The organism is Flavobacterium sp. (genome assembly GCF_044368625.1).
Classification (GTDB): domain Bacteria; phylum Bacteroidota; class Bacteroidia; order Flavobacteriales; family Flavobacteriaceae; genus Flavobacterium.
This window is the reverse complement of record NZ_JBIPPD010000016.1, coordinates 1-26,684: the sequence shown is the minus strand read 5'-3', so window position 1 is coordinate 26,684 and position 26,684 is coordinate 1. Positions and strand designations below refer to the sequence as shown.

Here is a 26,684-nt window from a genome sequence, read left to right as displayed (position 1 = left end):
CAATAATTTTTTTGTTAGAAACAATTCTGAGCATATTGTTATTGATTTTGAACCAAATCAACTGATTTTGATTGACGGGTTTGTTTATGATTTAATCTTAAAGAAAAAGTTATCGACTTTAGAGATTAAATTACTTGTTAAAAATTGTATGACTACTGAAACTGTTTTTCCAGAAAATATTACAGGGCAATATAATATTATATTACTCGAAGGAAACAAAGTTCACATTCTTTCTGATTTTATAGGAATGAAACCTTTATATTATCATTTTTCAGATCAGGTTTTTGTAACAAACAATATTTATGATTTAATTGATTTTGGTTTTGAAAAAGATCCAATCGCTCTTTTTCAATCAATGGTGCCTGTTCTAAATACTCCATTGAACACAAGAACTATATTAAAGGATGTCAAATTACTTAGAAACGGAGAGTATTTGAGTCACGATTATATCAATCAAAAAACCACTTTCTGGGTCGATGGTATGGATATCGAAAATCGAAAAATAAAAAAGGCTGATGTTTTACAGACTATCCATTTACTTCAGGAAAATGCAAATATTTATAAAGAACTATCAGAAAGAGTAATTTTGCCAATATCTGGAGGAGTAGATTCAAGAATTACTTTAAGTTCATTTAAAAGTATTGATGACAATTTTGATTTGTTATCTTACGGGGAAGAGGATTATATAGATAATAAAATTGCAAATAACATAGCCGCATTTATTGGAGCTCATCATTCCAATATATCTTTTAAAAATCATTTGTTTCCTACAGTGGAGGAGTTTGAAACATTAATAAAAAACGGCGGCGATTATTTTTTAAGTTCTTGGTTTACAGTAATAAATGAGCTTAGGGCGAAAAATTATTCTACAAATAGTATAATTCTTCTGGGGGATGTTCTAGATACTTTAAGGGCAAAAAATGTAAAGTCACTCAGAAATCGATCAAGCAGAATAAAATATCAATTAAAAAATTTTTCAGGTCATGAGCTAAAATTAAAAACTTTAAATATTGAAGAATTTGCTTTAAAGCAAAAACGTTTATATGAAGAAGCAATCTCAAAGCTCGAAATTACGTATCCTGGTTTTTTTGATAACCTTGAGTTTCATAAAACAGCATACATTAGAGAAACAAATTTAGATATTGATTTATTTTTAAAATTTATTGTTAAAAAATTTAAACCTAAATATCAAGAAAATTTAGAAGAAGCATTTTACATATCAACCTGGGGAGCTAAAACAATGTCCAAACAAGTTAATGTTTTTAAAGGTCATTATCAAAGCTATGTATTAATGGCTTCGCGTCATATAGTTAAAAATAATTTAAACTTCTCGCCTTTAGACAGGTTCGAAGACAAATTGACGCACAGTATGTTAAAGAAAAAAGGGTTCAATCTGTATTCACATTTTCCAACCTCTCAAATTCCATTTATTGCTTATGACAGCAATATTTATTTAAAATATTTGGTTTGGGCTTTCCGAAGCGGAATGGATCAAGTACTGATTAAATTGAATAAAAGTAGATTAGTGAAAAATATTGATTGGAAAGAATATTATAAAAATGAGAATAATAAAATTTTATTAGAAAGTCTTCTTGCAAATGTTGATAATGAACTAAAAATTTTGCCACTGGATCTATACAATAAAAGAGCTTCGGGAGAACTATGGCCTTTAAGTGAAACAGACATCAATACATTTACCTATTTATTAAAAGTAAACGCTCTTAAATGATACTATTTTTATTTTTACATCGAATTTTTGGAGATTATAACAAGTTAAAAAAAAAATATAATGCAACCAATAGTAAATTTTTGAAAAAATTTTACCGAATTATAGTAGCTTATTATAACCATAAACGATGCAGCGGTATGCCTTTATACATCAAAAATAATGGTAGTATAAATTTTGTTCATGGGTATTGCGGGATTTTTATTTCAGGAAAAGCCGAAATAAATAATAATGTTACTATTTATCAATATGTAACTATTGGTTCAGTTCAACAAATTGATTCTAAAAGTTTTGGAGCTCCCATTATTGGCGAAAATGTTATTTTAGGAGCGGGATGTAAGATAATTGGAAATGTTACGATTGGCAAAAATTGTCGTATCGCTCCCAATGCATTTGTTAATATTGATTTGCCAGAAAACACCATTTTTATCAACAGTAATACCATTTTAATCAAAGAGAGAAAACTAATCAACAAGGTATACCAGAAGATGGGCAAAAAATGGTATTATTTAGAGAATGGTAAAAAAGTGGAAGAAAATAATTTAAGCAATATTGATTTATTGAACCGCAAATATGACTGAGGAAAAGAACACATTACTATTTACCTCCGAATTTCCTCCACTCCCAGGTGGTATAGGCAATCACGCTCATCATTTATCAACCTATTTGCAAAATTCGGGATGTGATGTGGAGGTGGTTACCGACTTTCGATCTCAGGAACTGGATAGAACTTTTGACCAAAATCACGTTTGTAAAGTGCATCGGATCAAAAGAAATGCACTGACTCCAATAAACAGATTGATAAAAGCATTTACTGTCGTAAAACGCAATCAAGCCGTTATTTGTTCGGGTAAATTCCCGTTGTGGATGGGTGGATTGCTGCAGGTTTTTTTTCGAAATAAAAAGTACACCGCCATACTACACGGTTCCGAAATTCGAGCTGGCGGAACATTCAGCAAAGCATTAACGCAATGGAGTTTGAATCGTTTTGAGAAAATAATTGCAGTTTCTAATTTTACCAAAGAAAGGGCGCTGAAATTTCAACCAAATTTACAAATAGATGTGATCAATAACGGATTTGAAATGTTCAAATCCAATAGTTTAGATGAGAAAATACACATACAAGGCCAACCAAAAATCATTACCATTGGCAATGTAACCTATCGAAAAGGACAACACAATGTGATCAAAGCTTTGCCCTTTTTAAAAAAAACTTTTCCAGAAATTCACTACCATTGCATCGGTATTCCCACAGAGCGTAATGCCTTCCAGAAATTAGCTTTACAACTTGATGTGGAAAAAAACATAACTTTTCACGGTGCTTTGCCTGAAACCGATTTGGTTGCAATTTTAAAAGAGTCGGATGTTTTTTTGATGTTGAGCGATGTTTTGGAAAATGGCGATTTTGAAGGTTTTGGTATCGCTATCTTGGAAGCCAATGCACTCGGAAAACCGGCTATAGGATCCAATAACAGCGGCATCAAAGACGCCATTAAGTCTGGTTTTTCGGGAGAATTAGTCGATCCAAAAAGCAATAAGGAAATCTCGGATGCACTGATGAAAATTTTAAACAACTACGATTTTTATACTGCAAATGCAATCCAATGGTCAACAGAATTTACTTGGGAAAAAGTAGGTAGAAAATATAGGGAAATTTTGGAAAGATGAAACGTAAAACACTACTAATTATATCTCATACCGAACATTATCTCGATACAAACCAACAAATTGTAGGCTGGGGTTCCACCATTTCCGAAGTCAATTATTTAGCTGATTTTTGGGAACAAGTGATTCATATCGGGTGTTTGCACCCCACAAGTCCACCTGCCAATGCGTTGCCTTACACCAAAAAAAACATTAGGTTTGTGGCTCTACCACCTTACGGCGGAACAACATTTGCCAGCAAACTGGGAATACTGTTTAAGATTCCTAAAATTACCTCAACGGTTATCAAAAATTTGCATCAGGCATCAGAAGTTCAACTGCGACTTCCCACAAGTATGGGGCTTTTTCTTTTACCTCTTTTCAGTTTTTTTGTACCCCGAAAATATACTTTTTGGGTCAAATATGCCGGCGATTGGAATCAAATTCGTCCGCCTCTTTCGTATGGCATGCAACGCGGGTGGCTTAAAAGTAATTTTGCCAAATGTCCGGTGACAATCAACGGTTTTTGGCCCAACCAACCCAAACATTGTTTGTCTTTTGAAAATCCTTGTTTGACGCTCGACCAGTGGAATCAAGGCTTAAAAACCACACATTCGAAGAATTTTTCTGGAAATTTCAATTTAGTTTTCATCGGCCGACTCGACGCTTCCAAAGGAATGAACCTCATTTTGGAAGCATTAGAGAAAATTAGTTTAACTAAAGTGCATCAAATTCACTTTATTGGCGACAGCAATGAAAGGAGTTTTTTTGAAGAGAAAGCCTCTTTTTTAAAAGAGAAAGCCATTTTCCACGGTTTTTTAGCCACGGAAAAAGTGCATCAAATTTTAGAAGATGCACACTTCATTTTGCTACCGTCCCAATCAGAAGGATTTCCCAAAGTCATTGCAGAAGCAGCTTGTTACGGAGCTATTTCCATCGTTTCGAACGTGGGGAGTATTTCGCACTACATCAATGAAACCAATGGATTTGTTTGGCAAGTCAATGGCAATAGGGGGTACGAATCTGTTTTGAAAATGGCGCTCGAGTCCAATGTTGAGAAACTTTCACAACAATCTAAAAATGCAGTGCTTATTGCTAAATTGTTTACTTTTGAGAATTATAGAATTAAATTAGAAAAATATATTTTGTCGAATAACGAAAATCAAATTTAATACAGGTTTTCAATTACAATAAAAACGGTTCAATTACAACCAATGACTAAAAAAGAACAATTTTATATACTCGCTATTTTTGCTCATGTAGGCATGGGAGTGCTGTTTTTTTCATTGCCTTTTTTGGGTTATATGTATGGTTTACTGATTTTTGTAGTAGGAATTTTTTATGTGATAAATACCCGTAATAAAAATAATGAGGTCTTATTGATGGCTGCTTATTTTACAGGAATCGATGTGTATTTAAAAATGATTGATGCAATTATTTTAAATGAATACGGAAAATATACGGTAATGGTATTCATGGTTTTAGGTATTTTTTATAAAGGTTTTTCAAAAGGAGCTTTTTTGTACATTTTTTTTATGTGTTTGCTTGTTCCAAGCATTTTTATTGGTGCCGAGACTCTATCTTTTGATGCCAACATCCGCAAAGCCATTGCGTTCAATATTACGGGACCGGCCTGTTTAGGTATTTGTGCGGTTTATTGCTTTCAACGCAGCATTACTTTCGCACGTTTAAAGGACATATTGACCATGCTGATGTTGCCATTGATAGCCATGCTCGTAAACTTATTTTTGTATACACCCAGTATTAAGGAAGTTATAAGAAGCACAGAATCAAGCTTTGCTGCATCAGGTGGATTTGGGCCCAATCAAGTGTCAACCGTATTGGGTTTGGCAATGTTTATTGCCTTTGTACAATTTCTTTTCTCTTCGAAATCAAAATTAATGCTAATCGTCAATGCAGCACTTGTAACCCTTTTTGCGTTTCGATGTATTGTTACTTTTTCTCGAGGCGGAATGATTACGGGTTTAATAATGATGGCACTTTTACTTTTATTGATGTACCGAGTCATGTCTACTCCAGCCAAACTGAAAATTGTGCTGATTACAGGTGCAACGGTATTTGCAGCAGTCTTAATTTGGGGCTATACCTCTGTTCAAACCAGCGGACTTCTTGATAAACGCTATGCCAACCAAAACGCGAAAGGTGTCCAAAAAGAAAGTTTTTTAACCGGTAGAGAGTTACTTATTAAATCAGAGTTGAGCATGTTTCTAGACCATCCTTTTTTCGGGGTAGGTGTAGGAAAAAACAAAGAAATTCGATTGGAAGAGACTGGAGTTAAAGCAGCAAGTCACAACGAAGTAACCCGCTTGCTGGGCGAACACGGCAGCTTGGGTTTAATAGCCTTATTCATTTTATTTTTTACGCCAATTATTTTATATTTTAGCAATCAGTCCCAAATTTTTGCATTAATTTTTATGGTTTTTTGGCTTCTCACCATTAGCCATGCTGCAATGCGAATTGCCGCACCCGCTTTTGTGTACAGTTTAGCATTGCTTAGAGTAAAGTTTTTGGAAGAGTAGTATTAATACCGTTGCAATATAAACGCCAACGCAAATATTGATGATTTAATAACTTTCAAAAAAATAAATAGTATCATCTTTGAACCCACATGCCTAACAAAGGAAAAATACATTTCGAAGTCTCCGAACGAAAATTATTGTTGCGAATGTGCGACATCATTTTTGTATTGGTAGGACTGCATTTGTTGAGCAAGTTTTTCGAATTTGATTATTTTACCCTATCAACCATTCGTATAAGATGGGCAGTTGTTTTGAGTTCCTACATTCTTCTACTCGGTACGGTGTTTGAAATGTACAACCTGCAAGTAGCAAGTAACCAGTTTCAAATGTTAAAGAGCATCGTATTGACTTCTTTTACAACAGTACTGTTTTATTTATTAACACCCATTTTAACTCCTTTACTGCCACTCAACAGAACGCAAATCATTCTTTTTTTCGCGGGAGTCTTTCTTCCTTTGCTCTTCTGGCGCTTGTTCTATCAACGCTTTCTAGCATCGCAACGCTTTGAAAAAAGAGCCATTTTGCTTTGCAATCCCGATGACGCCGACTCGTTGGCAAACACACTTCAAGAAATCAATCTGCATTATAAAGTAGTAGCCGTTTTTCTTTTGGACGGTACTCGAAAAACAGATTATTCCAACCATTCCAAGCAAAACGACCAAGAACAAGAATCCTTAGTTCAATTTGCCTTAAACAATTCAATTTCCGAAATTGTGGTTGCAACGGTTCACACAGAGGGATTGACCCCTACTGTTTTCAAGCAAATTATGGTGCTTCTTGATAAAGGATTTACCATAATCGACTACACTCAAGTCTATGAAAACAACACCTTTCGCATTCCCATGCAGCATTTCAATACCGATTTCTACCGTTACTTTCCGTTTAGCCGAAGCAACAGCAATCAACTGTACCTCACCTTGGTCAGAATCGTAGAAATAATACTGTCATTGGTCGGATTGGCTGTAACAGCCGTACTCATGCCTTTTGTTTTTATTGGAAATGCTATCGGAAACAAAGGCAGTCTATTCTATTCACAAACTCGGGTGGGTAAAAATGGAGTTCCCTTTGAAATTTACAAATTCCGAACCATGCGGAGCGATGCCGAAAAGGATGGTGCTGTTTTTTCAACCAAAAACGATACACGGGTAACGACCTTTGGCAAGTTTTTACGCAAATCCCGCATCGATGAACTGCCGCAATTTTATAATATTTTAAAAGGCGATATGGCCTTTATTGGTCCACGACCCGAGCGACCCCATTTTGTAGCACAACTCGCAGTGGTCATGCCGTTTTACGAAACGCGGCATGCAGTAAAACCAGGATTGACAGGTTGGGCTCAAGTCAATTATTCCTATGGCGAATCGCTCGACGAAAGCTTAATAAAACTGCAATACGACTTGTATTACATCAAGCGTCGAAGCATATTCTTGGATTTAAACATCCTCATCAAAACCCTCAGTACGGTACTTTTTTACCGTGGTCAGTAATTTTTTTTGGATCAAATCTTCAGGCTTCTTTTAAATCATGTTCCTGCTGTACGCTCTATCTTTTCCCGCCTCTAAAAAACGAGTCGAGAAAAGGATGCCGCTTCCATCAGGGATATAAAACAATCTTTAGGCTTCTTCCGAATCTTTGGGCTTTTATTTTGGCTTTGAAATATCGAAGTCAATTTCAATTTAAAACTTAATCTTAAAGTTCCCATTTCAACTCCTAGCTCCCCTCCTTTGGAGGGGCTGGGTGAGGCTTCCTAACGCTCCATTTTCGGAGGTCCCGAAGCCTTCAAGAAGGGGAGGAGTAAAACACCGTTTGCGACAATAAAAGGCCACACAATTCCCAAATGAATTTTTGAAATCATGAATAATGTATAAAGCACTAGGCAAACTAAAGCAAAATAAGTACTCCACATTACAAGTTTTTTGTTTTTTTTCCAATCAAAATAAACAATAAGTAATAAAACAGGATTGAAAAGCAGTACGTTATAATTCCACGCAATTTCTTCATGAAACGAATAAAACCCAACTAAGGCGAAGAAAATACCTAAGATGCCAAGGACAATAAAATAGGTTCTTGTAACGATTTTATTTTTAAGAGCAACAATGAGTCCTAAAAAAAATACCAAGGTGTAAATGGAATCCCACCACGCTTTTTCGGGTACACGGTTGGCTTCAAAAAGTGTTTTATTGGCCAGAACCAATGGTTTGTTGTTCAATTGAGTTTGATCCAAATTGTTTTTTAAATCAAACGGCAAGAAGAGCTTTGTAGCCTGAAGATCGGTTTCGGCACCGAAAATAATGTTGATGCCCAACTTTTGAAAAAACTGATGTTCGGCATACGGATACAAAATTTCACGATACGTGGTTTCCGAAACATCGTGCTTGTAAATGGTTTCTTTGGGCAAAACACTATTGAACAGATCAACGGCTTTTGTCGTGCAGTTTCTTTGAATAAATTTGTAGGTATAATATTTTTCAGTTCCTGTAAGTGAGGATTCTAAAGCATTGATTAATGCAATTTTGTTTTCCGAAGATAAGTTCAATATTTGTTCGTAAATAGAACGGTTTTCGTAGCGGTAATTGTATTCAAAATCAGCATAGGGGTACGCTCCTGCAAAATATTGCATGTCGCCTTTTACAAATCGAACAATAAAATTGGGCGTGCCAAAATCAAACATCCCGTAATTGTACACACGGTCTATTCCTCTAGAATCGTCTTTAATCCGAATCGCGGTATGTCCGTACAACGAATGGGAAGCATCAGCCGTTCCAACGGTCAAAACACTTACAATGACTTTGTCTTGAGTGGGGTTTTGTGCAAAAAGAATTTGGATAAAAAAAAGCAGCGATAAAACGAGTAATCTCTTCATAATCTGTATGCCCATTGATGGATTTACCTGAAAATACTTAAATCAATTTTGACCGAAAATATATTGGAATACAAGGCTGCACTTTGGTCGCCCAAATCGGTTAGTGCATAATCAATTTGGATGCCTTTGTATTTAAATCCCAACCCAATATTCGGTTGAAATCCCACTTGTTGTGATCCATCTAGTTGCGTGATGTTTTGGAAATTTCCCACACCTGTTCTAAAAAAAACCAAGTCGGTATAACCCACTTCAAATCCCAAAGCAGGATCAATACTAACCGCTTTGGTCGAAATAATATCGTTGGTTTGGGCAAACCGCATGTTGAGGTTGGTTGCTGCAAGAAGAGTCATGTCGTTATGAAACTCCCATTTTTTGGCAACACCCAATTGGGCTTTTGGTAACGTAATTTCAGTGCTTTCTGGCAGTTCTTGATTTTCGCCCGGGATGGCGTTGGCTATACTTTGATACGCCTCTTCATCAATGTTCCAAATATTATAAGTGGTAGTAATATCGCGAACCATTACACCAAATTTCCAATCGTTGCGTTCAAATTGAAGTCCGACATCAAAACCAAAACCCCACGAATTGGCAAACTCACCAATGGTTCTCCGAATTACTTTAGCATTTACACCGTATTGCAAGCCCTGAACTTGCAGTTTTCGAGCATAGGAAAAGGTAAATGCATAATCCGCAACCGAAAATAACTTGATACGGTTGTAGTCAATATTGCCTTGTCCGTCAATTAATTCCGTTGTATTTAGGATGTCATCAACACCAAAACGGATAATTGAAATTCCATAGGCACTTCGGTCGTCAATGGGTTTTGCGTAAGCAATATAATCGTATTGTGCAATATTGGCAAAATAACTGGCGTGCATAAACGAGGCTTGATGATCTTCAAGATGGGTCAAACCTGCTGGATTCCAATACGCTGCATTCACGTCGTTCGAACTGGCAGTTACCGCATTCGACATTCCCAATGCAGCAGCATCAACGCCAATATTCATAAACTCATTGGAATATTTTCGTACCGCTTGCCCGTAAGAAGTAGTGAGAAGAAGTAAAGTAATTATTAGTGCTAGGTTTTTCAAAAGCCTTAAGGTATCTAAAATGAATTGCGACTGTAAAAATATAAATTTTTAACGAGGCTTCGGTATATCTTTATAAAATAAGACTACATAAATCGAACATTAAAAATCTCTTGTAAAAACGTGCTTGTCTTACAGTTATTGTGCTAAATTTGTTTTTCAAATTTTGAAATTTATGAACATCAAGAAACACATTCCCAATTTAATTACGTTACTCAATTTATTCTCCGGTTGTATTGCTTTAATTTTTGCAATCGATATGGATTTTGAAAGGGCATTTTTCTTCGTGAGTTTGGGTATTTTTTTGGATTTCTTCGATGGCTTTTTCGCCCGATTGTTTAAGGTTTCCAGTCCCTTGGGACTTCAGTTGGATTCGCTTGCCGATATGGTTACAAGTGGTTTAGTGCCTGGTTTTGTAATGTTTACGATGTTGTCGAACGGAAATCCTACGACTTCGAATTGGATTCCGTATTTGGGATTTATCATCACGTTAGGTTCTTGCTATCGGCTCGCTAATTTCAATATTGATACCCGTCAAACGGATTCGTTTATCGGACTTCCTACACCTGCAAATGCGCTTTTTATATTGAGTTTGCCGTTGGTTATGCAACATACAAATTTAGAATTTTTGTATGAAATTTTAAAAAACAAATGGGTGTTATTAAGTATTACCGCGTTAAGTGCCTACATCTTGAACGCCGAAATTCCGTTATTTTCATTAAAAATCAAGTCGTTCGATTTTTCTAAAAATAAATTACAACTTATTTTCTTGGCCAGTTCTGTAGTGCTTTTAATTGTATTTCAGTTTTTAGGGATTCCGCTGGTAATTTTGTTTTATGTGTTGCTTTCTGTGGTGAATAATAAGATGACGAAATAGGGGAAAAAAGTATGACAAAACGCACTGTCAGGAAATCCAATGTAAGAAATTCCAAAAAAAAGCAATCGATTCTACGAAAATCAATGCCCTGGTTGGTTAGTACTCTAATTTTTCTTGTTGTAATTGTAGCCGGTTATCATTACCGAAACGGTTTGGCTTATTACCTTGGTTTTAAATCAAATAAAATATCAAAGACATCGGCCGAAAAACAACGTCTTTCGGATGTAAGAAATTACACACTTCTTTCAAAATACGAAAATCTTCCCGTTGGAATTGATGTGTCGGAATACCAAGGAACAATTTTGTGGGATTCGGTTCGAATAATAGAAAATAATTTTCCCTTGCGCTTTGTTTTTGTTCGCGCAACGGTGGGAAAAGCGCGTGCGGACAAGAAGTTCAAGGAAAATTGGAAGGCTTTAAAAAACAAAAATTTCATTCGTGGTGCGTACCATTATTACCGACCTAATGAAAATTCTAAAGAGCAAGCCGACTTATTTATAAAAACCGTGGTACTCAAAAAAGGTGATTTTCCACCCGTTTTGGATATCGAACAAATGCCCAAAAATCAAACAATTGCTCAGTTGAAAGTGGGACTTAAAAATTGGTTGCAAATTATAGAAAAGCATTATGGTGTAAAACCACTCATCTATTCGGGCGAGCGATTTTATACCGATTTTCTAAAAGACGATTTTCCAGAGTACACCTTTTGGATTGCTAATTATAATTTTTTTGTCGAAAATTTGAAACCGGATTGGCAGTTTTGGCAATTTACCGAAAAAGGTTCTGTTGCAGGTATTTCAGGATTTGTGGATGTAAATATTTTTAACGGTACAGAAACAGAGCTTGAGGCACTGACAAAGTAACCAACAGCAAAGTAAGGATCGTCAAAATGTCCTCTCCCGAGAGCCTGTGCTTTTTTATTCGTGAGATGGCTCAAATCCGGTGTGTCTTTCTGATTGGTTAGAAACGGCATCTGCAATTTTACCAGCGTGGTTTTTACAGCTTTGAACTCCATTCGTTATCCTTAAAGTCCAAACTTCTTAAAATGCGGCTCTCTGATTTTTTTTCAAACGAAAAAAAAACTAGTCTGTTATCGAATACTGTTTCATTTCAGTAACGGGTTCGAGTGTTGTAAATTCTTTGTAAAATTTCGGGTCGTATTTGTTCAATTTGATGTACTGAAAATCATTTTCTTTTATGTTTTCAAATTCTGAGGATGAAAGCCCTTTGTGCTCGAGATTAAGGTATTCGGTTTTGTCTAAAATAGTTCCTTCTGCTTTTATATCTAGTGCCAAAACGTCACGGTCTTCTTTGGCCAACTCTATAAATTTAAGCGGACGGTTAAGATAAAAAAACTGTCCTTCTTCAATATTAGCATACTGCAGGTAGTACTTTTTAGTAGCGGTATTTTCCTTATAAATCAAGGTTCCTGAACTTACATTTTCAAAAACTTTTACACCCAATATCCATTTTAAGTTGATTCCTCCCAAGGTTTTGCCTTTTGCAAGTTTGTATGTAGTTTTTACCACCGCATAGTCACTTTCAGAAACATACAATGTGCCTTCGTATTTTGCCTTTCCTTTCTTAGGTTGAAACTTGATTACATAAACCAACTTATCATCATCTGTATAAACAGCACCATCAAGTGTGTATTTGTACCAATCCGATTGTCGGATAAAATCGGTTTTCATTCCGTACATCGCGCTCGCCTGAGACTGGATATGAATTATTGTTGATTTCGCTCCTGTTACATTTATTGGCTCTGGTTTGTTGTCTTTTTTGCCTTTTTTTCGATTTTTATTATATTCTTTGCTAAACGAAATGGTATCACGAGAACCAAACCATCCACTTTTGACACGGTAAAATTTAGTGGTATCTAAATGTTTTAAAAAAAGGTTAGAAGCTGTTTTCTCCACATCATCAATCGAAACCGAGCGGTTTTCGTCCTTGATTCGAGATGCTTTTAAGACTTTTAATTTGCTGGAATTAACTAATTTATCGTCTTTTTTGGAAAGTGAGGCGCTGTAAATGCCTAAAAAGTCTTTAAATTCTTTTGGCGGACTTTTGGTCATTTGCGATGCGAATCGTTTGATTTCTGAATTTACTTCTTTGAGTTTGCTTTTTGAAAACCCTGGCGATTCGTCGATTTCTAAATTAAACTGTTTGGCTTGAAATGTATTTTGTTCGCGCACAAAGATGGTGTTGGACCATGCCGATTCTGCGGGCAAATAATTTTCTTTTAAGTTGGCCTTTACTTTTGCCATAATAGAAGTTACATCTTCTTTTTTATTAGAAATATTTACGTCATTGAGCTCGTATATTGCAGGTTTGAGTTTGATGATGTAATCTTGACTTTCCAATTTCTTCAAGGTCAATTGCTGCGTTTCGTAGCCAATATAAGAAACCTCAATGATAGACGATTCGTTTTCTGAAGTAACAGAAATGTTGAATTTTCCTTCTCCATTAGAAACATTTTGGGAATTGACACCTATTTTAATGGTAGCATGCGGAATGGTTTCTCCCGAACCCGCATCGATAATTGTTGCAATTTTATTTTGTGAAAATGCTGCAAATTGGAGCGCCAAGAAAGCGAAGCATAATAACTGTTTCATCAGTAATTGTTTTTGGTAGGTAAATATAGAAATATTGGCCTGACAAAAATTACCGAGTTAACGGAAAATTGGCAAAACAGAATATAATTCAATTAAAAATTTGTAAAATTGAATGGGTAAAGAGTAAAAATAAAAGCGAATTAAAGCTCTAAAACAGCAATTTCTTTTTTCGCAATTCGAAATTTTGTCCTAAATATACACGACGTACCATCTCGTCTTGAACCAGTTCTTCAGGAACTCCCGCTTTAAGGATTCCGCCTTCAAACATTAAATACGTTTTGTCAGTAATAGCAAGAGTTTCCTGGACGTTATGATCGGTAATTAAGATACCGATATTTTTATTTTTAAGTTGTGCCACAATCCGCTGGATGTCTTCTACAGCAACAGGATCGACACCTGCAAAAGGTTCGTCAAGCAAAATAAACTTTGGATCTGTAGCCAGAGCTCTTGCAATTTCGGTTCGGCGACGCTCTCCTCCCGAGAGTAAATCCCCTCGATTGGTTCGAATGTGTTCCAAACTAAATTCTTCAATCAACGACTCCATTTTAGCTACCTGAGCTTCCTTTGATAGTTTGGTTAATTGCAAGACACTCAATATGTTGTCTTCAATGCTCAGTTTTCGAAATACCGACGCTTCTTGTGCCAAATAGCCAATTCCGTGTTGGGCTCTTTTGTACATCGGATAATCCGTAATATTCATATCATCCAAGAAAATATTGCCAGAATTGGGTTTGACCAATCCTACAATCATATAAAATGAAGTGGTTTTCCCAGCACCATTTGGTCCCAAAAGCCCAACAATTTCGCCTTGATTTACTTCTACAGAAATTCCTTTTACAACGCTTCTGCCTTTGTAGGTTTTGATTAAATTTTCGGCTCTTAACTTCATTTTTTCGGTTATTCGGTTATTCGGTTTTTTGGTTATTCGTCAAATTAACAAATAAACAAACCACCAAATGCACTATTTAACAATTATTTGATTCTTTAAACTCCACGCTTCCAACTGAGACTAAAAACTGCTACTGAGCACTTTCCTCCAATGCTTCCCAAAATTCATAAGCCCTACGAAGATGTGGTACTACAATTGTTCCTCCAACTAATGTGGCAATTCCTAATGCTTCCATAACTTCTGCTTTGGTAACGCCTTCTTTATGACTGGTTTCCAAATGATATTTCACACAATCGTCGCATCTAAGAACGGCCGAAGCCACTAATCCCAATAGTTCCTTGGTTTTTACATCCAGTACTCCTGCGGCATACGCATTGGTATCTAAATTAAAAATTCGTTTGATGATTTTATTATTGTCAGCCAATAATTTTTCATTCATTTTTTGACGGTAGTCGTTGAAATCTTTTACAATATCACTCATAATTAGGCTAATTTGGCGTCACGATTTTTAGTGACAATTTTTGAAATAAAAATACTAATCTCATACAAAATTATGAGAGGAATAGTTACAATCATCTGACTGATAACGTCCGGCGGAGTTACAATTGCGGCAATTATTAAAATGATGACGTAAGCATATTTTCGGTAATCACGCAGAAATTTTGGAGTGACTAATCCTATTCGAGACAAGAAATAAATAATTATAGGTAGTTCAAATACAAGACCTGTTGCCAAGGATGTCGACTTAACCAATCCAATATAGGAATCAATATCGATCTGATTTTGAACCATACTACTAATCGTTAAATTGGATAAGAAATTGATGGAAAGGGGAACCAAGACAAAATATCCAAAAGAAACACCAATAAAAAACAATAGTGAAGCAAGAAATATAAAATATTTGATGTTTTTTTTCTCCTTTTCATACAATGCAGGACCCACAAATTTCCACAATTCCCACAAAATAAAAGGAAACGCAATTATAAAACCAGCGGTGATTGAGGTCCAAATCAACATTGAAAACTGACCTTCCATTGTTCTGTTTTGAATGGTAAAAGGAAGTTCAGTAATACAGAAGCTTTGGTCTAAGTTGTATGTTGTTGCGAGTTCACAAAAAAATTGGTACGTAATAAAATCGGCACTTTTAGGGCCAAAAATAATGGTATCAAAAATAAAATCGCTGTAATTGTAAGCCACAACAGCACCCACAAGAATGGCAATTGTACTGCGAATTAGCACCCATCTCAATACTTCGAGATGGTCTAAAAACGACATTTCTCCTTGGTTTTTCTTTGCCATTATACGATGCCTTCTTTTAAAATATCGTGCAAGTGCAAAATACCTTTGTATTGATCATTGTCTAAAACCACCAATTGTGTAATTGAAAAATCTTCTAAAAAATTCAATGCATCTACTACCATATCAGTTGCTTTTACCGTTTTGGGATTTTTTGTCATAATATCGCGGGCCGTTAAGCCTGTAATGGAGTCTCTTTCATTAAGCATTCTTCGAATATCGCCGTCAGTAATAATTCCAATTACTTTGTCATTTTCTACAACTGCAGTTACGCCAAGACGCTTTTCAGAAATTTCAAAAATAGCTTGTTTCACAGAAGTTTCAGGACCAACCATTGGCTTCAATGAATGTTCCAACATGTCTTTGACTTGCAATAATAATTTTTTCCCTAAAGCACCTCCTGGATGGTATTTGGCAAAATCTTCACTTTTAAAATTACGCAATTCCATCAAGCAAACCGCAACAGCATCGCCCATGACCAATTGAGCAGTAGTGCTTGATGTTGGCGCTAAATTTAACGTACAAGCTTCTTCCTCAACTGTGGTGTCCAAAACATAATGTGCTCCTTTAGCTAAAAATGACGTTCGATTTCCTGTCATGGCAATCAGGATGTTTCCAAAACGCTGAATGATTGGAACCAGGACTTTAATTTCAGGACTGTTTCCACTTTTGGAAATACATATTAGTATGTCGTCTTGTTGCACCATTCCTAAATCACCATGAATGGCTTCCGAAGCATGTAAAAACATCGAAGGCGTTCCGGTAGAGTTCATAGTTGCTACAATTTTTTGAGCAATGATTGCACTTTTGCCAATTCCAGTAACGATTAAACGGCCCCTTGTATTATAAATGAGTTCTACGGTTTTAACAAAATCATCATTGATAAAATCAAGTAGCTTTGTAATGGCTTTACTTTCAGTAGTTATGGTCTTTTTGGCAATTGCCTCAATTGATTTGGATAAATTCAAAACAGAAATTGTATAAAATTTGTTCGTATTAAAGAAAGTTGTATCTTTATATTGTGCAAATTTATATAAAATACCCTTAATAAAGAATGAATTCAAGCGAAATTGATATCCACAAGGAGTTAAAGAAGTATTTTGGTTTCAACCAATTTAAAGGATTACAAGAACAAGTTATAAATAGTATTATTCATGGCAATAATACCTTTGTGATAATGCCTACCGGAGGTGGAAAATCGCTTTGCTATCAATTACCTGCATTAATTAAGGAGGGTACTGCAATTGTAGTTTCTCCTTTAATTGCTTTGATGAAAAATCAAGTAGATGCCATCCGAAGTCTTTCGTCGGATCCAGGCGTGGCACACGTTCTAAATTCATCTTTGACTAAAACAGAAATTGCACAAGTCAAGAGAGATATTACATCAGGTATCACCAAACTTCTTTATGTAGCCCCAGAATCATTGACTAAAGACGAGTATATACAGTTTCTTAAAACAGTTACTGTTTCTTTTGTCGCGATTGACGAAGCCCACTGTATTTCAGAATGGGGTCATGATTTCCGACCAGAATACCGCAATTTGCGTCATATTATAAAACAATTGGGTGATGTAGCAATTATTGGTTTAACCGCGACTGCAACTCCAAAAGTACAGGAAGATATTTTGAAAAATTTGGATATGCCCAATGCCAATACCTTTAAGGCGTCTTTCAATCGCCCTAATTTGTATTACGAAGTGCGTACAAAAACCAAAAATGTAGAGTCCGATATTATTCGATTTATTAAACAAAATAAAGGGAAGTCTGGAATCATTTACTGTTTAAGCCGCAAAAAAGTTGAGGCCATCGTTCAAGTTTTACAAGTCAACGGAATCAGTGCCGTTCCTTATCACGCGGGTTTGGATGCCAAAACAAGAGCCAGACACCAAGATATGTTTTTGATGGAAGACGTGGATGTAGTAGTAGCAACTATCGCTTTTGGAATGGGAATTGACAAACCTGATGTTCGCTTTGTAATTCACCATGACATACCCAAATCACTCGAAAGCTATTACCAAGAAACCGGTCGGGCAGGTCGCGATGGCGGCGAAGGCCATTGTTTGGCATACTATTCCTATAAAGATGTTGAAAAACTAGAAAAGTTTATGTCAGGGAAGCCTGTTGCCGAACAAGAAATTGGTTTTGCTTTATTGCAAGAAGTCGTGGGTTATGCCGAAACTTCGATGTCCAGAAGGAAATTTCTGTTGCATTATTTCGGAGAAGAGTTCAATTCGGAAACTGGAGAAGGTGCCGATATGGACGACAATGTTCGGAATCCAAAAACCAAAAAAGAAGCGAAGGACGAAGTGGTAAAACTGCTAAAAGTTGTCCGCGATACCAAACATTTATACAAATCCAAAGAAATTGTCTACACACTTGTGGGTAAAGTTAATGCTACTATAAAAGCACATCGTACCGATACACAAGCCTTTTTTGGCGTGGGTTCTGGGATGGAAGAGCGGCATTGGATGGCTTTGATTCGTCAAGTCTTGGTCGACAATTTACTGTCAAAAGATATTGAAACCTACGGTATTTTAAAAGTAACTGATAAAGGACTGGATTTTATCGAAAATCCCGTTTCGTTTATGATGTCGGAAGACCACGAATACAACGAAAAAGAAGATGCAACAATAGTTACGGCTTCCAAATCTTCCGGAATTGCAGATGAGGTATTGATGACAATGCTTAAAGATTTGCGTAAAAAGGTCTCCAAAAAATTAGGCGTTCCGCCTTTTGTGGTTTTCCAAGATCCGTCCCTAGAAGATATGGCGCTTAAATATCCCATTTCAATATCCGAATTGGGAACTATTCACGGTGTGGGTGAGGGAAAAGCTAAAAAATACGGAAAAGATTTTGCCGAACTCATAGCCCGATACGTGGAAGAAAATGATATTGTTCGTCCAGACGATTTGGTCGTAAAATCCACAGGGGTGAATTCGGCCAATAAATTATACATCATTCAAAACATTGATCGTAAACTGCCATTAAACGATATCGCTTCGGCAAAAGGGCTGGATATGGATGCTTTGCTCAAAGAAATGGAAATGATTGTATATTCTGGAACGAAATTAAACATCAAATATTGGATTGATGATCTCCTCGACGACGAACAGCAAGAAGAAATTTTTGATTACTACATGGAAGCCCAGTCAGACAGCATATCGAATGCGTTAAAAGAATTTGATGGCGATTACGATACCGAAGAATTGCGGTTGATGCGAATAAAGTTTATCAGTGAAGTGGCCAATTAAATGGAAATTCCAAATTCATAAAATTCCAAATTCCAATTTTTTAGCTGGAATTTGGAATTTCTCTTTTTTGGAATTTTCCTATTGGAATTTATAAAACGTACAACTCTCCCCGATGCGGTTTTAAAGTATCCCTAATTAAAATCAAATGCTCGTCCGTTACTACCATAAAGGCAATGGCGTACATCTCATTTATAATTTCAAATCCAGTAATATCAATTGGAAGTTTTTCAGTTGCGATGTATTCTTTCAAGTGTACAAGATGATGTTCGGCAGTTTTGGCAGAGGCTGCTCCTCTAAAATCCCAAATCAATTTAATTTGACGTTCCATCTTTTTTTTATACAAAAGTAACGCTGTTCAACGACTTATCAAACTTAAACTTTTTAATAAAGTTGATGCAAAATGATTATTTTTGATAAAAATAGAAGTTATGCATAAAATTCTCTTTCTCATTTTAGTAACCTCCTCATCTGTTTTCGGACAAAATTTGAATGTACAACAAGCCAACCATTTGGCAACGCTTCCAATTAAATGTTTACAGCAAGAATATCCCAATAAATTGAGCCAACTCTTGGCCGATTCCACCGAAATTGCATCACCAAAAGTGTTACATCCCGCATTTTACGGCTGTTTCGACTGGCATTCTTCGGTTCACGGACACTGGAGTTTGGTGTATTTGTTAAATCAATTTCCGGAGTTGAATAACCGAGCCGAAATTATAAAAAAGCTGCAAGTCAACCTTTCTAAAGAAAATATCCAGCAAGAAATTACCTATCTCTCTAAACCGCACGAAAAATCATTCGAACGTACCTACGGTTGGGCTTGGTTGCTCAAATTACAAATGGAATTGGACGTTTCTAAAGACAGTTATGCAATAGAATTAGCACAAAATTTACAACCCCTTTCGGATTTACTAGCAAGTCGTTACATTGAGTTTTTCCCAAAATTAAATTATCCCATTCGAGCGGGAACCCATTCCAACACCGCTTTCGGAATGAACTTGGCTTGGGATTATGCCGTGTTTTCTAAAAATGAGGCTTTACGCCAAAATATAGCTGAAAATGCCATTCGATTGTTTCAAAACGACCAAGATTGCCCATTTGATTGGGAACCCAGCGGCACCGATTTTCTCTCGCCGTGCTTGGAAGAACTCGGAATTATGCAACGCGTTTTGCCTGAAAAAGCATTTTTGCCGTGGCTCAAAAAGTTCGCTCCTAAATTATTTCATAAAAAATACGATTGGGCTGTAGCCCGCGTTTCCGATCGAACCGACGGACATTTGGTACACCTTGACGGACTCAATTTCAGTAGAGCTTGGAATTTTTATTACCTTATTCATCAATATCCAACCGAGTTTTCGCATCTTAAAAAATTAGCAGACACGCACCTGACATTCTCGCTACCTTCCGTGGTCGATGGCAATTACGAAGGCGAACATTGGTTGGCGTCTTTTGCTTTGCTGGCTTTTGAAATGAAAAGCAAATTGTAATTTTTTTTGGATCACAGCTTTCGGCTTCTTTTTAATCATGTTCCTGCCTTCCGTTTTATCTTTTCTCGCAAAAAAAATGCGAGAAAAGGATACCACTTCAGTCAGGGATAATCAGAAATCTTTAGGCTTCTTTTGTCATCATGAACTTGTTTCAGGATCTCGTAATTATTCTTACAATACTTTCCTCAAAATCAAAAGTGAGCAACGGTTTTTTCCCTCAAAAAATCCCTATTTTTGCAAAAAAAATCATCCATGTCCAAAGAACTCCTGCTTCAAGTTGCCCCTGAAATTGCAGCAAATGATAGTTTGCTAAAACAACACATCGCAAAATTGGAACGCATCAGTTCTTCAGAAATTCAGCACATTACGATTCTAAAACGTTCGATTGATGCACGGCAGAAGGCGATAAAAATCAATTTAAAAGTTGCTGTATTTTTTCAAGGGGAAGAAATTACCGAACGCTCCACCGAACTTCCAGACTACAAAGACGTATCAAAAGCACAAGAAGTCATTGTGGTTGGAGCAGGACCCGCGGGACTTTTTGCAGCTTTGCAACTCATCGAGTTGGGCTTGAAACCCGTTGTCCTCGAACGTGGAAAAAACGTGCAAGAACGCCGTAGGGATTTAAAAGCTATTAACCGCGACCATATTGTACACGAAGATTCCAATTACTGCTACGGCGAGGGTGGTGCGGGAACTTATTCCGACGGAAAACTATATACGCGTTCCAAAAAGCGTGGCGATGTCGACCGAATTCTGGAATTATTTGTCGCTTTTGGTGCTTCAGCTGATATTTTAATCGAAGCGCATCCGCATATTGGAACCAATAAGTTACCCAAAATTATTCAAGCCATTCGAGAAAAAATTATTGAATTCGGCGGACAGGTTTTGTTCAATACCAAAGTAATCGATTTCTTAGTAAAAAATAATACCATTGAAGGGGTTGTGACTCAAAATGGCGATAAAATTTTGTCGTCGAATTTGATTCTGGCAACCGGACATTCTGCCAGAGATATTTATGAATTACTGCACCATAAACAAATTTTCATTGAAGCAAAGCCTTTTGCTTTGGGCGTTCGAGCCGAACATCCTCAAGAATTAATCGATAAAATTCAGTATAGTTGCGATTATAGAGGCGAATTTCTTCCACCAGCTCCTTATTCAATCGTGAAGCAAGTCAACGGTCGAGGCATGTATTCGTTTTGCATGTGTCCAGGAGGCGTAATTGCTCCTTGTGCCACGAGTCCGGGGGAAGTGGTTACCAACGGTTGGTCGCCATCTAAGAGAGATCAAGCTACCGCCAATTCTGGAATTGTTGTGGAATTGAAATTGGAAGATTTTAAACCTTTTGCCAAATTCGGACCTCTTGCTGGAATGGAATTCCAAAAAAGCATCGAACAACAAGCTTGGCGATTGGCGGGCGAGACGCAAAAAGTCCCCGCCCAACGAATGGTCGATTTTACACAAAGTAAAATTTCATCGTCTATACCCAAAACTTCCTATGTTCCCGGAACAACTTCGGTAGAACTAGGCCAAGTATTCCCTGGGTTTCTAACCCAAACGTTGCGCCAAGGATTTTTAGAGTTTGGCAAATCAATGAAAGGTTATTTGACCAACGAAGCCATATTACACGCTCCAGAATCTCGAACTTCCTCACCAGTTCGCATCCCGAGAGATCCCATTTCTTTAGAACATTTGCATATTAAAGGTTTATATCCTTGTGCAGAAGGAGCAGGCTATGCTGGTGGAATTATTTCGGCAGCCATTGATGGCGAAAAATGCGCATTGAAAATTGCTGCTTCACTCCAAAATAATTAGTTGTATGCAAGTTTTGAAAAACAAAACTCTAAAAACAAAAACGATTTAAAGAATAGTGCGGACTAAAACTAACGCTAAAAAAAGTACCCATAATGTTCGTTCTTAATGGTCAAAATTGGCAAGGGGAAAAAATATGATTATGAAAAAAAGTTTATTATTAACATTGACATTGATTTTGGTAACAACTCTTATTGGTTGTAGTAAAGATGATGACAATAATTCAAGTCCAACATTAGTTGGAAAATGGAGAACTGTAAAATTTGAATATTATACCAATGGTGTGTTAGACGAAACTGAAACTATTGTGGAAGAAAATTCGACTTGTCCAGACTATATAGAATTCAAAACGAATGGAACTTATGTAGTTATCAATAACAACGCAAATTGTAACTCAACAGCAGATGAAAGTGGTTCATACGTTTATAACGGCACTACAATAGCAACTACTTCGGCTGGTTCAACGGATACTTCGATAGTAATTTCATTAACAAATACAGATTTGAAAATTGATTTTACTGAAACATCATCAGATGGAACGGTATTTAAAAATGTAGGTTATTTTAAAAAGATAAATTAAATAGGCTTCAAGTGCCGTTTACAATACGGGCGGTTTAGGACTTAATTTAAAGTTGGTTTTGTATTTGCAAATTCAGTTTTTAAATAAAAGTTTGCGTTTTCTAAATCCGTCACTCTTAAATCCGCCACACGATTTTCAACACAAGTTAAACTTTTCATAATCACATTAAACCCTCATTAGTACCTAAGTTTTTTGTATTTTTGGAAATTATACGATTTTTATAGAATGGAAGAACAAGTTATTTTGGTTAACGAACAAGATGAACCAATTGGTTTAATGGCAAAATTGGAAGCCCACGAAAAAGCCGTTCTGCATCGTGCATTTTCAGTTTTTATTTTAAATGAGAGAAAGGAAATTATGTTGCAACAAAGAGCAACACACAAATACCACTCTCCGTTATTATGGACCAACACATGTTGCAGTCACCAACGCAATGGCGAAACCAACGTTCAAGCAGGAACGAGACGTCTTCAGGAGGAAATGGGTTTTACCACGGAACTGAAAGAGCTGTTTCATTTTATATACAAAGCCCCTTTTGACAACGGCTTGACCGAACATGAATTGGATCATGTTATGATTGGCTACTATACCGGTGAACCACATATTAATTCAGAAGAAGTTGAGAATTGGAAGTGGATGACTATTGAAGCCGTTCGGCAAGACATGCAAGATAATCCAGGTATTTATACAGTATGGTTTAAAATTATTTTCGACGAATTCTATCACTACATCGAAGAACACACGCTTTAAAAAAATTTATTATGAAAGTTACCATTTCGCGCAAAGCTCACTTTAATGCTGCTCATCGATTGTACCGTCCCGATTGGTCGATGGAAAAAAACGACAGCATTTTCGGCAAATGCAATAATCCCAATTTTCACGGACATAATTACGATCTGACGGTTAGCGTTACAGGAACTATTGATCCTGAAACAGGATACGTTATGGATGTTAAAATACTTTCTGACTTGATTAAAGAGGAGGTCGAAAATGCATTTGACCATAAAAATTTAAATTTGGATGTACCAGAATTTGCAACGCTCAATCCAACAGCCGAAAATATTGTGGTGGTAATTTGGAATAAACTGCGTGTAAAAATAAATCCCGACCACGACCTCGAAGTCATCTTGTATGAAACACCACGAAACTTTGTGTCATACAAAGGTTCTTGAAACATTAACGTATTATCGCTTTTATAAGAATTTACAACCTGATTGCTAGTAAATTGGCGGTAAAACGAAATAAGTCAAAGAAAATATTTACTATTAAAAAGAATTATATGAATCCGAAGCTGTATCCTTTTCAATTTACGCCTATTTTAAAAGATAAAATTTGGGGAGGAAAAAAATTAAAAACACTTTTTAATAAAGCAATCACCTCTGATACAACGGGTGAGAGTTGGGAATTATCTGGTGTTCCAGGCGATATTAGCATTGTAGCGAATGGCGACTTACAGGGAAGTTCGTTAACCGAACTAATTGAATTGCATCCTGACGAAATTTTAGGAACTTCGGTCTATAAAAGATTTGGAACGCAATTCCCGCTTTTATTTAAGTTTTTAGATGCAAGAGAAGTTTTATCTATTCAAGTACATCCCAATGATGAGCTCGCTAAAAAACGCCACAATTCCTTTGGAAAAACAGAGATGTGGTACATAATGCAGGCCGACAAAAATGCACAAATTATTGTAGGTTTTAAGGAAAACAGCAACCAGGAGGAATATCTTGAAAAACTCGAAAGCAACAGTTTGGTTTCAATTATGAATGAAATTGAAGTTCAAGAGGGTGACGTCTTTTTTCTGGAAACAGGAACGGTGCATGCCATTGGGGCAGGTACTGTAATTGCAGAAATTCAACAAACCTCAGATATCACTTATCGTTTGTACGATTTTGACCGAAAAGATTCGGAAGGAAACAAGCGAGAATTGCACATCGATTTGGCTTTAGATGCTATCAATTATCAAAAACAGGAAACGCAAAAAATTTATTTTAAAGAAGAAAATCAGTCCAACGTAATTGTAGATTGTCCTTATTTTACTACGAATTTTATTCCTGTAAGCGGCAAGTTTGAAGTGAACAAAACAGGCGAATCTTTTACGGTTTATATGTGTGTGGAAGGTTCATTTGAAATCAATTGTAACGGAATCGAATACAATTACAAAAAAGGGGACACGGTATTAGTTCCTGCCCAATTGCAAAACTATTTTTTAAGCGGAAATGCTTCGATTTTAGAAATTTATATTTCATAGTCGGTTATAACAAGATTATGTGTACTTTTGCAATCGGAAATTAAAATAAAAATAAAATGGCCAACATTAAGAATTTAAAGAAAGACATCAACTACGTTTTAGGGGATATTATTGAAGCGGTTTACTTGTATGAAATGACTACAACTGGAAAACCAAGTGCCGAAACTAACGCTTTGATTGACGAAGCTATCGTTGCATTTGACTCTTTGATTGCAAAAGTTAACGCTAAAAAAGTGGAAAATAAAAAAGCACATTTCTCGCAAATCAATAAAGATTTGGAAGAAACTGCAAATCAATTAGTTGCTAAAATCAACGCGTTGTAAGAAAAAAAAGTGCAAAAAACTTGAATTTTTATTTGCAAATTTAAAATTCAGTCTTATATTTGCACTCGTAATGAGACGCCAGCGTAGCTCAGTTGGCTAGAGCAGCTGATTTGTAATCAGCAGGTCGTGGGTTCGAGTCCCTCCGCCGGCTCAGTACAAAAACCATAACATTTATTTGTTATGGTTTTTTTTTTGGAACAAAAAAAAGCCATTTTTGAAATTTGGGAGCAAGTGGGATCAAGTCCAAAGGGATCAATTCCAAAACCTGTGGAGCGATAAAAATTAAGCATATATATCTGTTAGTGAAAAAGTACCTAATTTGTACATCCAGCTTGTTCTTACTGGTTTTAAGTTATTTAATTTAGTGATCTATCCCACATTAGTAGATTATCATTCGGAATCTCTAATGTTATATTTATATCAAAACACTAAATATTTTTTATTAAAATGTTATGTGATAAATTTATTTTATTATTTTTGATAACCAATTAACACTATTTTTATGAAAAAACATTTCAAATTACCTGCTCTCTCTCTCTCTACGAAATGTACTTAAAATTACTGTAATATTATTTTTTGGTAGTTTTGCGTTAGCTCAAAATAATAATCCAGTAAACATAACTCCTGGTGGATTATTAGATAAAACCTTTGACAGATTTGGAACTTCATACAATTTAATAGATTTACACATAAATAATAGCAATAATAGTTATAGTCTACAAACCTCAAAATTCAGGTTATATTTTGAGAATGGTTGTGGAATGGACATCCCGGATGATACAGTTCACGTAGCAAGACGAAATACGTTAATAAGTGCTTTGCAAGAAATAGAAACTTTTCTTATTCTACCAGATCAAAATCAGAGGGTAAATCTATGGGTGCGAAAAATTGGCACAATGACCTCTAACGTAAATTTTCATTTAGCAAGAAGTTCAAGTATCTATATGGTGCCTCAAAATGAGAGTGGAGCTGTGCTAGATGGTGAGGTTTGGAAAACCTTAAACTCTGGTGTTAGTTCTTATAAAAATGTTTTAAATAATCCCACCGAATTTTACCATGGAATTTTATCTTTCAATTTTGATAAGTATTTAAATGAATCCATTACTTGGCATACCGAATTGAACAAGTTTCCAAAAGAAAATTGCAAAGACCTGTATACCATTGTTTTAAAAGAAATGATGCATGTACTTGGGGTTACTAGCTTGATGAATGCAGCTGGTAAATGCGTTTTCGGAGATGAGTACAAATACTTTAGTAGATTTGATACTAAATTGGTCAATAATAATCAGGACACTAATTTAATTTACAACACGTCAACCGATAATATTCATAATTGGGCATTTAGCTCGCAATTAGTTTCCTCCATTTTACGCCCAAACTGTTCTCTTAACAATGCGACCAATCCAAACACCATTGACCATACCAATTGTGGTGATGAAATTTATT

The 26,684-nt window shown here is 36.0% G+C and carries 25 protein-coding genes and 1 tRNA gene; 18 read left to right on the top strand and 8 right to left on the bottom strand.

Going from position 1 to position 26,684, the window contains the following annotated elements; all coding sequences use genetic code 11:
• The 6 genes from ACIQ2X_RS02500 to ACIQ2X_RS02475 all read left to right on the top strand — a co-directional run.
• A partial coding sequence (locus tag ACIQ2X_RS02500; RefSeq protein WP_396177299.1) for a hypothetical protein occupies positions 1 to 1,729 on the top strand: 1,729 nt, incomplete at its 5' end.
• An 80-nt stretch (positions 1,730 to 1,809) separates the two neighbouring features.
• The gene (locus ACIQ2X_RS02495) at positions 1,810 to 2,307 is read left to right on the top strand and encodes a serine O-acetyltransferase (protein WP_396177298.1); all 498 of its coding nucleotides are present in this window, start codon (positions 1,810 to 1,812) and stop codon (positions 2,305 to 2,307) included.
• On the top strand, positions 2,300 to 3,394 hold the full coding sequence (locus tag ACIQ2X_RS02490; protein WP_396177297.1) for a glycosyltransferase family 4 protein: 1,095 nt from the start codon (positions 2,300 to 2,302) through the stop codon (positions 3,392 to 3,394). Before ACIQ2X_RS02495 ends, ACIQ2X_RS02490 begins: the two co-directional genes overlap by 8 nt.
• On the top strand, positions 3,391 to 4,542 hold the full coding sequence (locus ACIQ2X_RS02485) for a glycosyltransferase family 4 protein (protein WP_396177296.1): 1,152 nt from the start codon (positions 3,391 to 3,393) through the stop codon (positions 4,540 to 4,542). Before ACIQ2X_RS02490 ends, ACIQ2X_RS02485 begins: the two co-directional genes overlap by 4 nt.
• A gap of 42 nt (positions 4,543 to 4,584) precedes the next feature.
• A complete protein-coding gene (locus ACIQ2X_RS02480; protein ID WP_396177295.1) occupies positions 4,585 to 5,910 on the top strand; it encodes an O-antigen ligase family protein in 1,326 nt (441 codons plus the stop codon).
• Between the two features lie 89 nt (positions 5,911 to 5,999).
• A complete protein-coding gene (locus ACIQ2X_RS02475) occupies positions 6,000 to 7,397 on the top strand; it encodes an exopolysaccharide biosynthesis polyprenyl glycosylphosphotransferase (RefSeq protein WP_396177294.1) in 1,398 nt (465 codons plus the stop codon).
• A gap of 260 nt (positions 7,398 to 7,657) precedes the next feature.
• Here the strand turns inward: ACIQ2X_RS02475 and ACIQ2X_RS02470 are convergent, their stop codons facing one another.
• Positions 7,658 to 8,773 (bottom strand): DUF4105 domain-containing protein, encoded by a 1,116-nt coding sequence (locus ACIQ2X_RS02470; protein ID WP_396177293.1) that lies wholly within the window; start codon positions 8,771 to 8,773, stop codon positions 7,658 to 7,660.
• 23 nt (positions 8,774 to 8,796) lie between these two features.
• Positions 8,797 to 9,780: a PorV/PorQ family protein gene (locus ACIQ2X_RS02465; protein ID WP_396177300.1), complete on the bottom strand. Its 984-nt coding sequence runs from the start codon at positions 9,778 to 9,780 to the stop codon at positions 8,797 to 8,799.
• A 256-nt stretch (positions 9,781 to 10,036) separates the two neighbouring features.
• Between ACIQ2X_RS02465 and ACIQ2X_RS02460 the strand changes: the two genes are divergently transcribed.
• Both ACIQ2X_RS02460 and ACIQ2X_RS02455 read left to right on the top strand, forming a co-directional pair.
• Positions 10,037 to 10,738 (top strand): CDP-alcohol phosphatidyltransferase family protein, encoded by a 702-nt coding sequence (locus ACIQ2X_RS02460; RefSeq protein ID WP_396177292.1) that lies wholly within the window; start codon positions 10,037 to 10,039, stop codon positions 10,736 to 10,738.
• Positions 10,739 to 10,749: 11 nt separating this feature from the next.
• Positions 10,750 to 11,601 (top strand): glycoside hydrolase family 25 protein, encoded by an 852-nt coding sequence (locus ACIQ2X_RS02455; RefSeq protein ID WP_396177291.1) that lies wholly within the window; start codon positions 10,750 to 10,752, stop codon positions 11,599 to 11,601.
• A 219-nt stretch (positions 11,602 to 11,820) separates the two neighbouring features.
• Here ACIQ2X_RS02455 and ACIQ2X_RS02450 read toward each other — a convergent pair whose 3' ends face one another.
• From ACIQ2X_RS02450 to ACIQ2X_RS02430, 5 genes are all read right to left on the bottom strand, one after another.
• On the bottom strand, positions 11,821 to 13,350 hold the full coding sequence (locus ACIQ2X_RS02450; RefSeq protein ID WP_396177290.1) for a carboxypeptidase-like regulatory domain-containing protein: 1,530 nt from the start codon (positions 13,348 to 13,350) through the stop codon (positions 11,821 to 11,823).
• 148 nt (positions 13,351 to 13,498) lie between these two features.
• Complete coding sequence (gene lptB, locus ACIQ2X_RS02445) at positions 13,499 to 14,239, bottom strand: LPS export ABC transporter ATP-binding protein (RefSeq protein WP_396177289.1); 741 nt, start codon at positions 14,237 to 14,239, stop codon at positions 13,499 to 13,501.
• Positions 14,240 to 14,369: 130 nt separating this feature from the next.
• Positions 14,370 to 14,720, bottom strand: a complete 351-nt coding sequence (locus tag ACIQ2X_RS02440) for a carboxymuconolactone decarboxylase family protein (RefSeq protein WP_396177288.1) — start codon at positions 14,718 to 14,720, stop codon at positions 14,370 to 14,372.
• A 2-nt stretch (positions 14,721 to 14,722) separates the two neighbouring features.
• Positions 14,723 to 15,538: a twin-arginine translocase subunit TatC gene (gene tatC / locus ACIQ2X_RS02435; protein ID WP_396177287.1), complete on the bottom strand. Its 816-nt coding sequence runs from the start codon at positions 15,536 to 15,538 to the stop codon at positions 14,723 to 14,725.
• On the bottom strand, positions 15,538 to 16,503 hold the full coding sequence (locus tag ACIQ2X_RS02430; RefSeq protein WP_396177286.1) for an SIS domain-containing protein: 966 nt from the start codon (positions 16,501 to 16,503) through the stop codon (positions 15,538 to 15,540). The genes tatC and ACIQ2X_RS02430 overlap by 1 nt, the downstream gene beginning before the upstream one ends.
• 86 nt (positions 16,504 to 16,589) lie before the next feature.
• On the opposite strand from ACIQ2X_RS02430, the gene ACIQ2X_RS02425 reads away from it, so the two are divergent.
• On the top strand, positions 16,590 to 18,785 hold the full coding sequence (locus tag ACIQ2X_RS02425; protein WP_396177285.1) for a RecQ family ATP-dependent DNA helicase: 2,196 nt from the start codon (positions 16,590 to 16,592) through the stop codon (positions 18,783 to 18,785).
• Between the two features lie 88 nt (positions 18,786 to 18,873).
• Here ACIQ2X_RS02425 and ACIQ2X_RS02420 read toward each other — a convergent pair whose 3' ends face one another.
• Positions 18,874 to 19,113: a hypothetical protein gene (locus ACIQ2X_RS02420; RefSeq protein ID WP_396177284.1), complete on the bottom strand. Its 240-nt coding sequence runs from the start codon at positions 19,111 to 19,113 to the stop codon at positions 18,874 to 18,876.
• 100 nt (positions 19,114 to 19,213) lie between these two features.
• Here ACIQ2X_RS02420 and ACIQ2X_RS02415 point away from each other — a divergent pair, with 100 nt between their 5' ends.
• From ACIQ2X_RS02415 to ACIQ2X_RS02375, 9 genes are all read left to right on the top strand, one after another.
• Positions 19,214 to 20,272, top strand: a complete 1,059-nt coding sequence (locus ACIQ2X_RS02415; protein WP_396177283.1) for a DUF2891 domain-containing protein — start codon at positions 19,214 to 19,216, stop codon at positions 20,270 to 20,272.
• A 252-nt stretch (positions 20,273 to 20,524) separates the two neighbouring features.
• Positions 20,525 to 22,090 (top strand): NAD(P)/FAD-dependent oxidoreductase, encoded by a 1,566-nt coding sequence (locus ACIQ2X_RS02410; protein ID WP_396177282.1) that lies wholly within the window; start codon positions 20,525 to 20,527, stop codon positions 22,088 to 22,090.
• A 139-nt stretch (positions 22,091 to 22,229) separates the two neighbouring features.
• Positions 22,230 to 22,667: a lipocalin family protein gene (locus tag ACIQ2X_RS02405; protein WP_396177281.1), complete on the top strand. Its 438-nt coding sequence runs from the start codon at positions 22,230 to 22,232 to the stop codon at positions 22,665 to 22,667.
• Between the two features lie 225 nt (positions 22,668 to 22,892).
• On the top strand, positions 22,893 to 23,417 hold the full coding sequence (gene idi, locus ACIQ2X_RS02400; RefSeq protein ID WP_396177280.1) for an isopentenyl-diphosphate Delta-isomerase: 525 nt from the start codon (positions 22,893 to 22,895) through the stop codon (positions 23,415 to 23,417).
• 11 nt (positions 23,418 to 23,428) lie between these two features.
• Positions 23,429 to 23,839: a 6-pyruvoyl trahydropterin synthase family protein gene (locus ACIQ2X_RS02395; protein ID WP_396177279.1), complete on the top strand. Its 411-nt coding sequence runs from the start codon at positions 23,429 to 23,431 to the stop codon at positions 23,837 to 23,839.
• Positions 23,840 to 23,946: 107 nt separating this feature from the next.
• Positions 23,947 to 24,915: a type I phosphomannose isomerase catalytic subunit gene (locus ACIQ2X_RS02390; RefSeq protein WP_396177278.1), complete on the top strand. Its 969-nt coding sequence runs from the start codon at positions 23,947 to 23,949 to the stop codon at positions 24,913 to 24,915.
• A 56-nt stretch (positions 24,916 to 24,971) separates the two neighbouring features.
• Positions 24,972 to 25,238, top strand: a complete 267-nt coding sequence (locus tag ACIQ2X_RS02385; RefSeq protein ID WP_396177277.1) for a hypothetical protein — start codon at positions 24,972 to 24,974, stop codon at positions 25,236 to 25,238.
• A 77-nt stretch (positions 25,239 to 25,315) separates the two neighbouring features.
• Positions 25,316 to 25,389, top strand: a tRNA-Thr gene (locus ACIQ2X_RS02380).
• A gap of 610 nt (positions 25,390 to 25,999) precedes the next feature.
• Positions 26,000 to 26,684, top strand: a 685-nt coding sequence (locus ACIQ2X_RS02375; RefSeq protein WP_396177276.1) for a hypothetical protein, incomplete at its 3' end; no start/stop codon positions are given.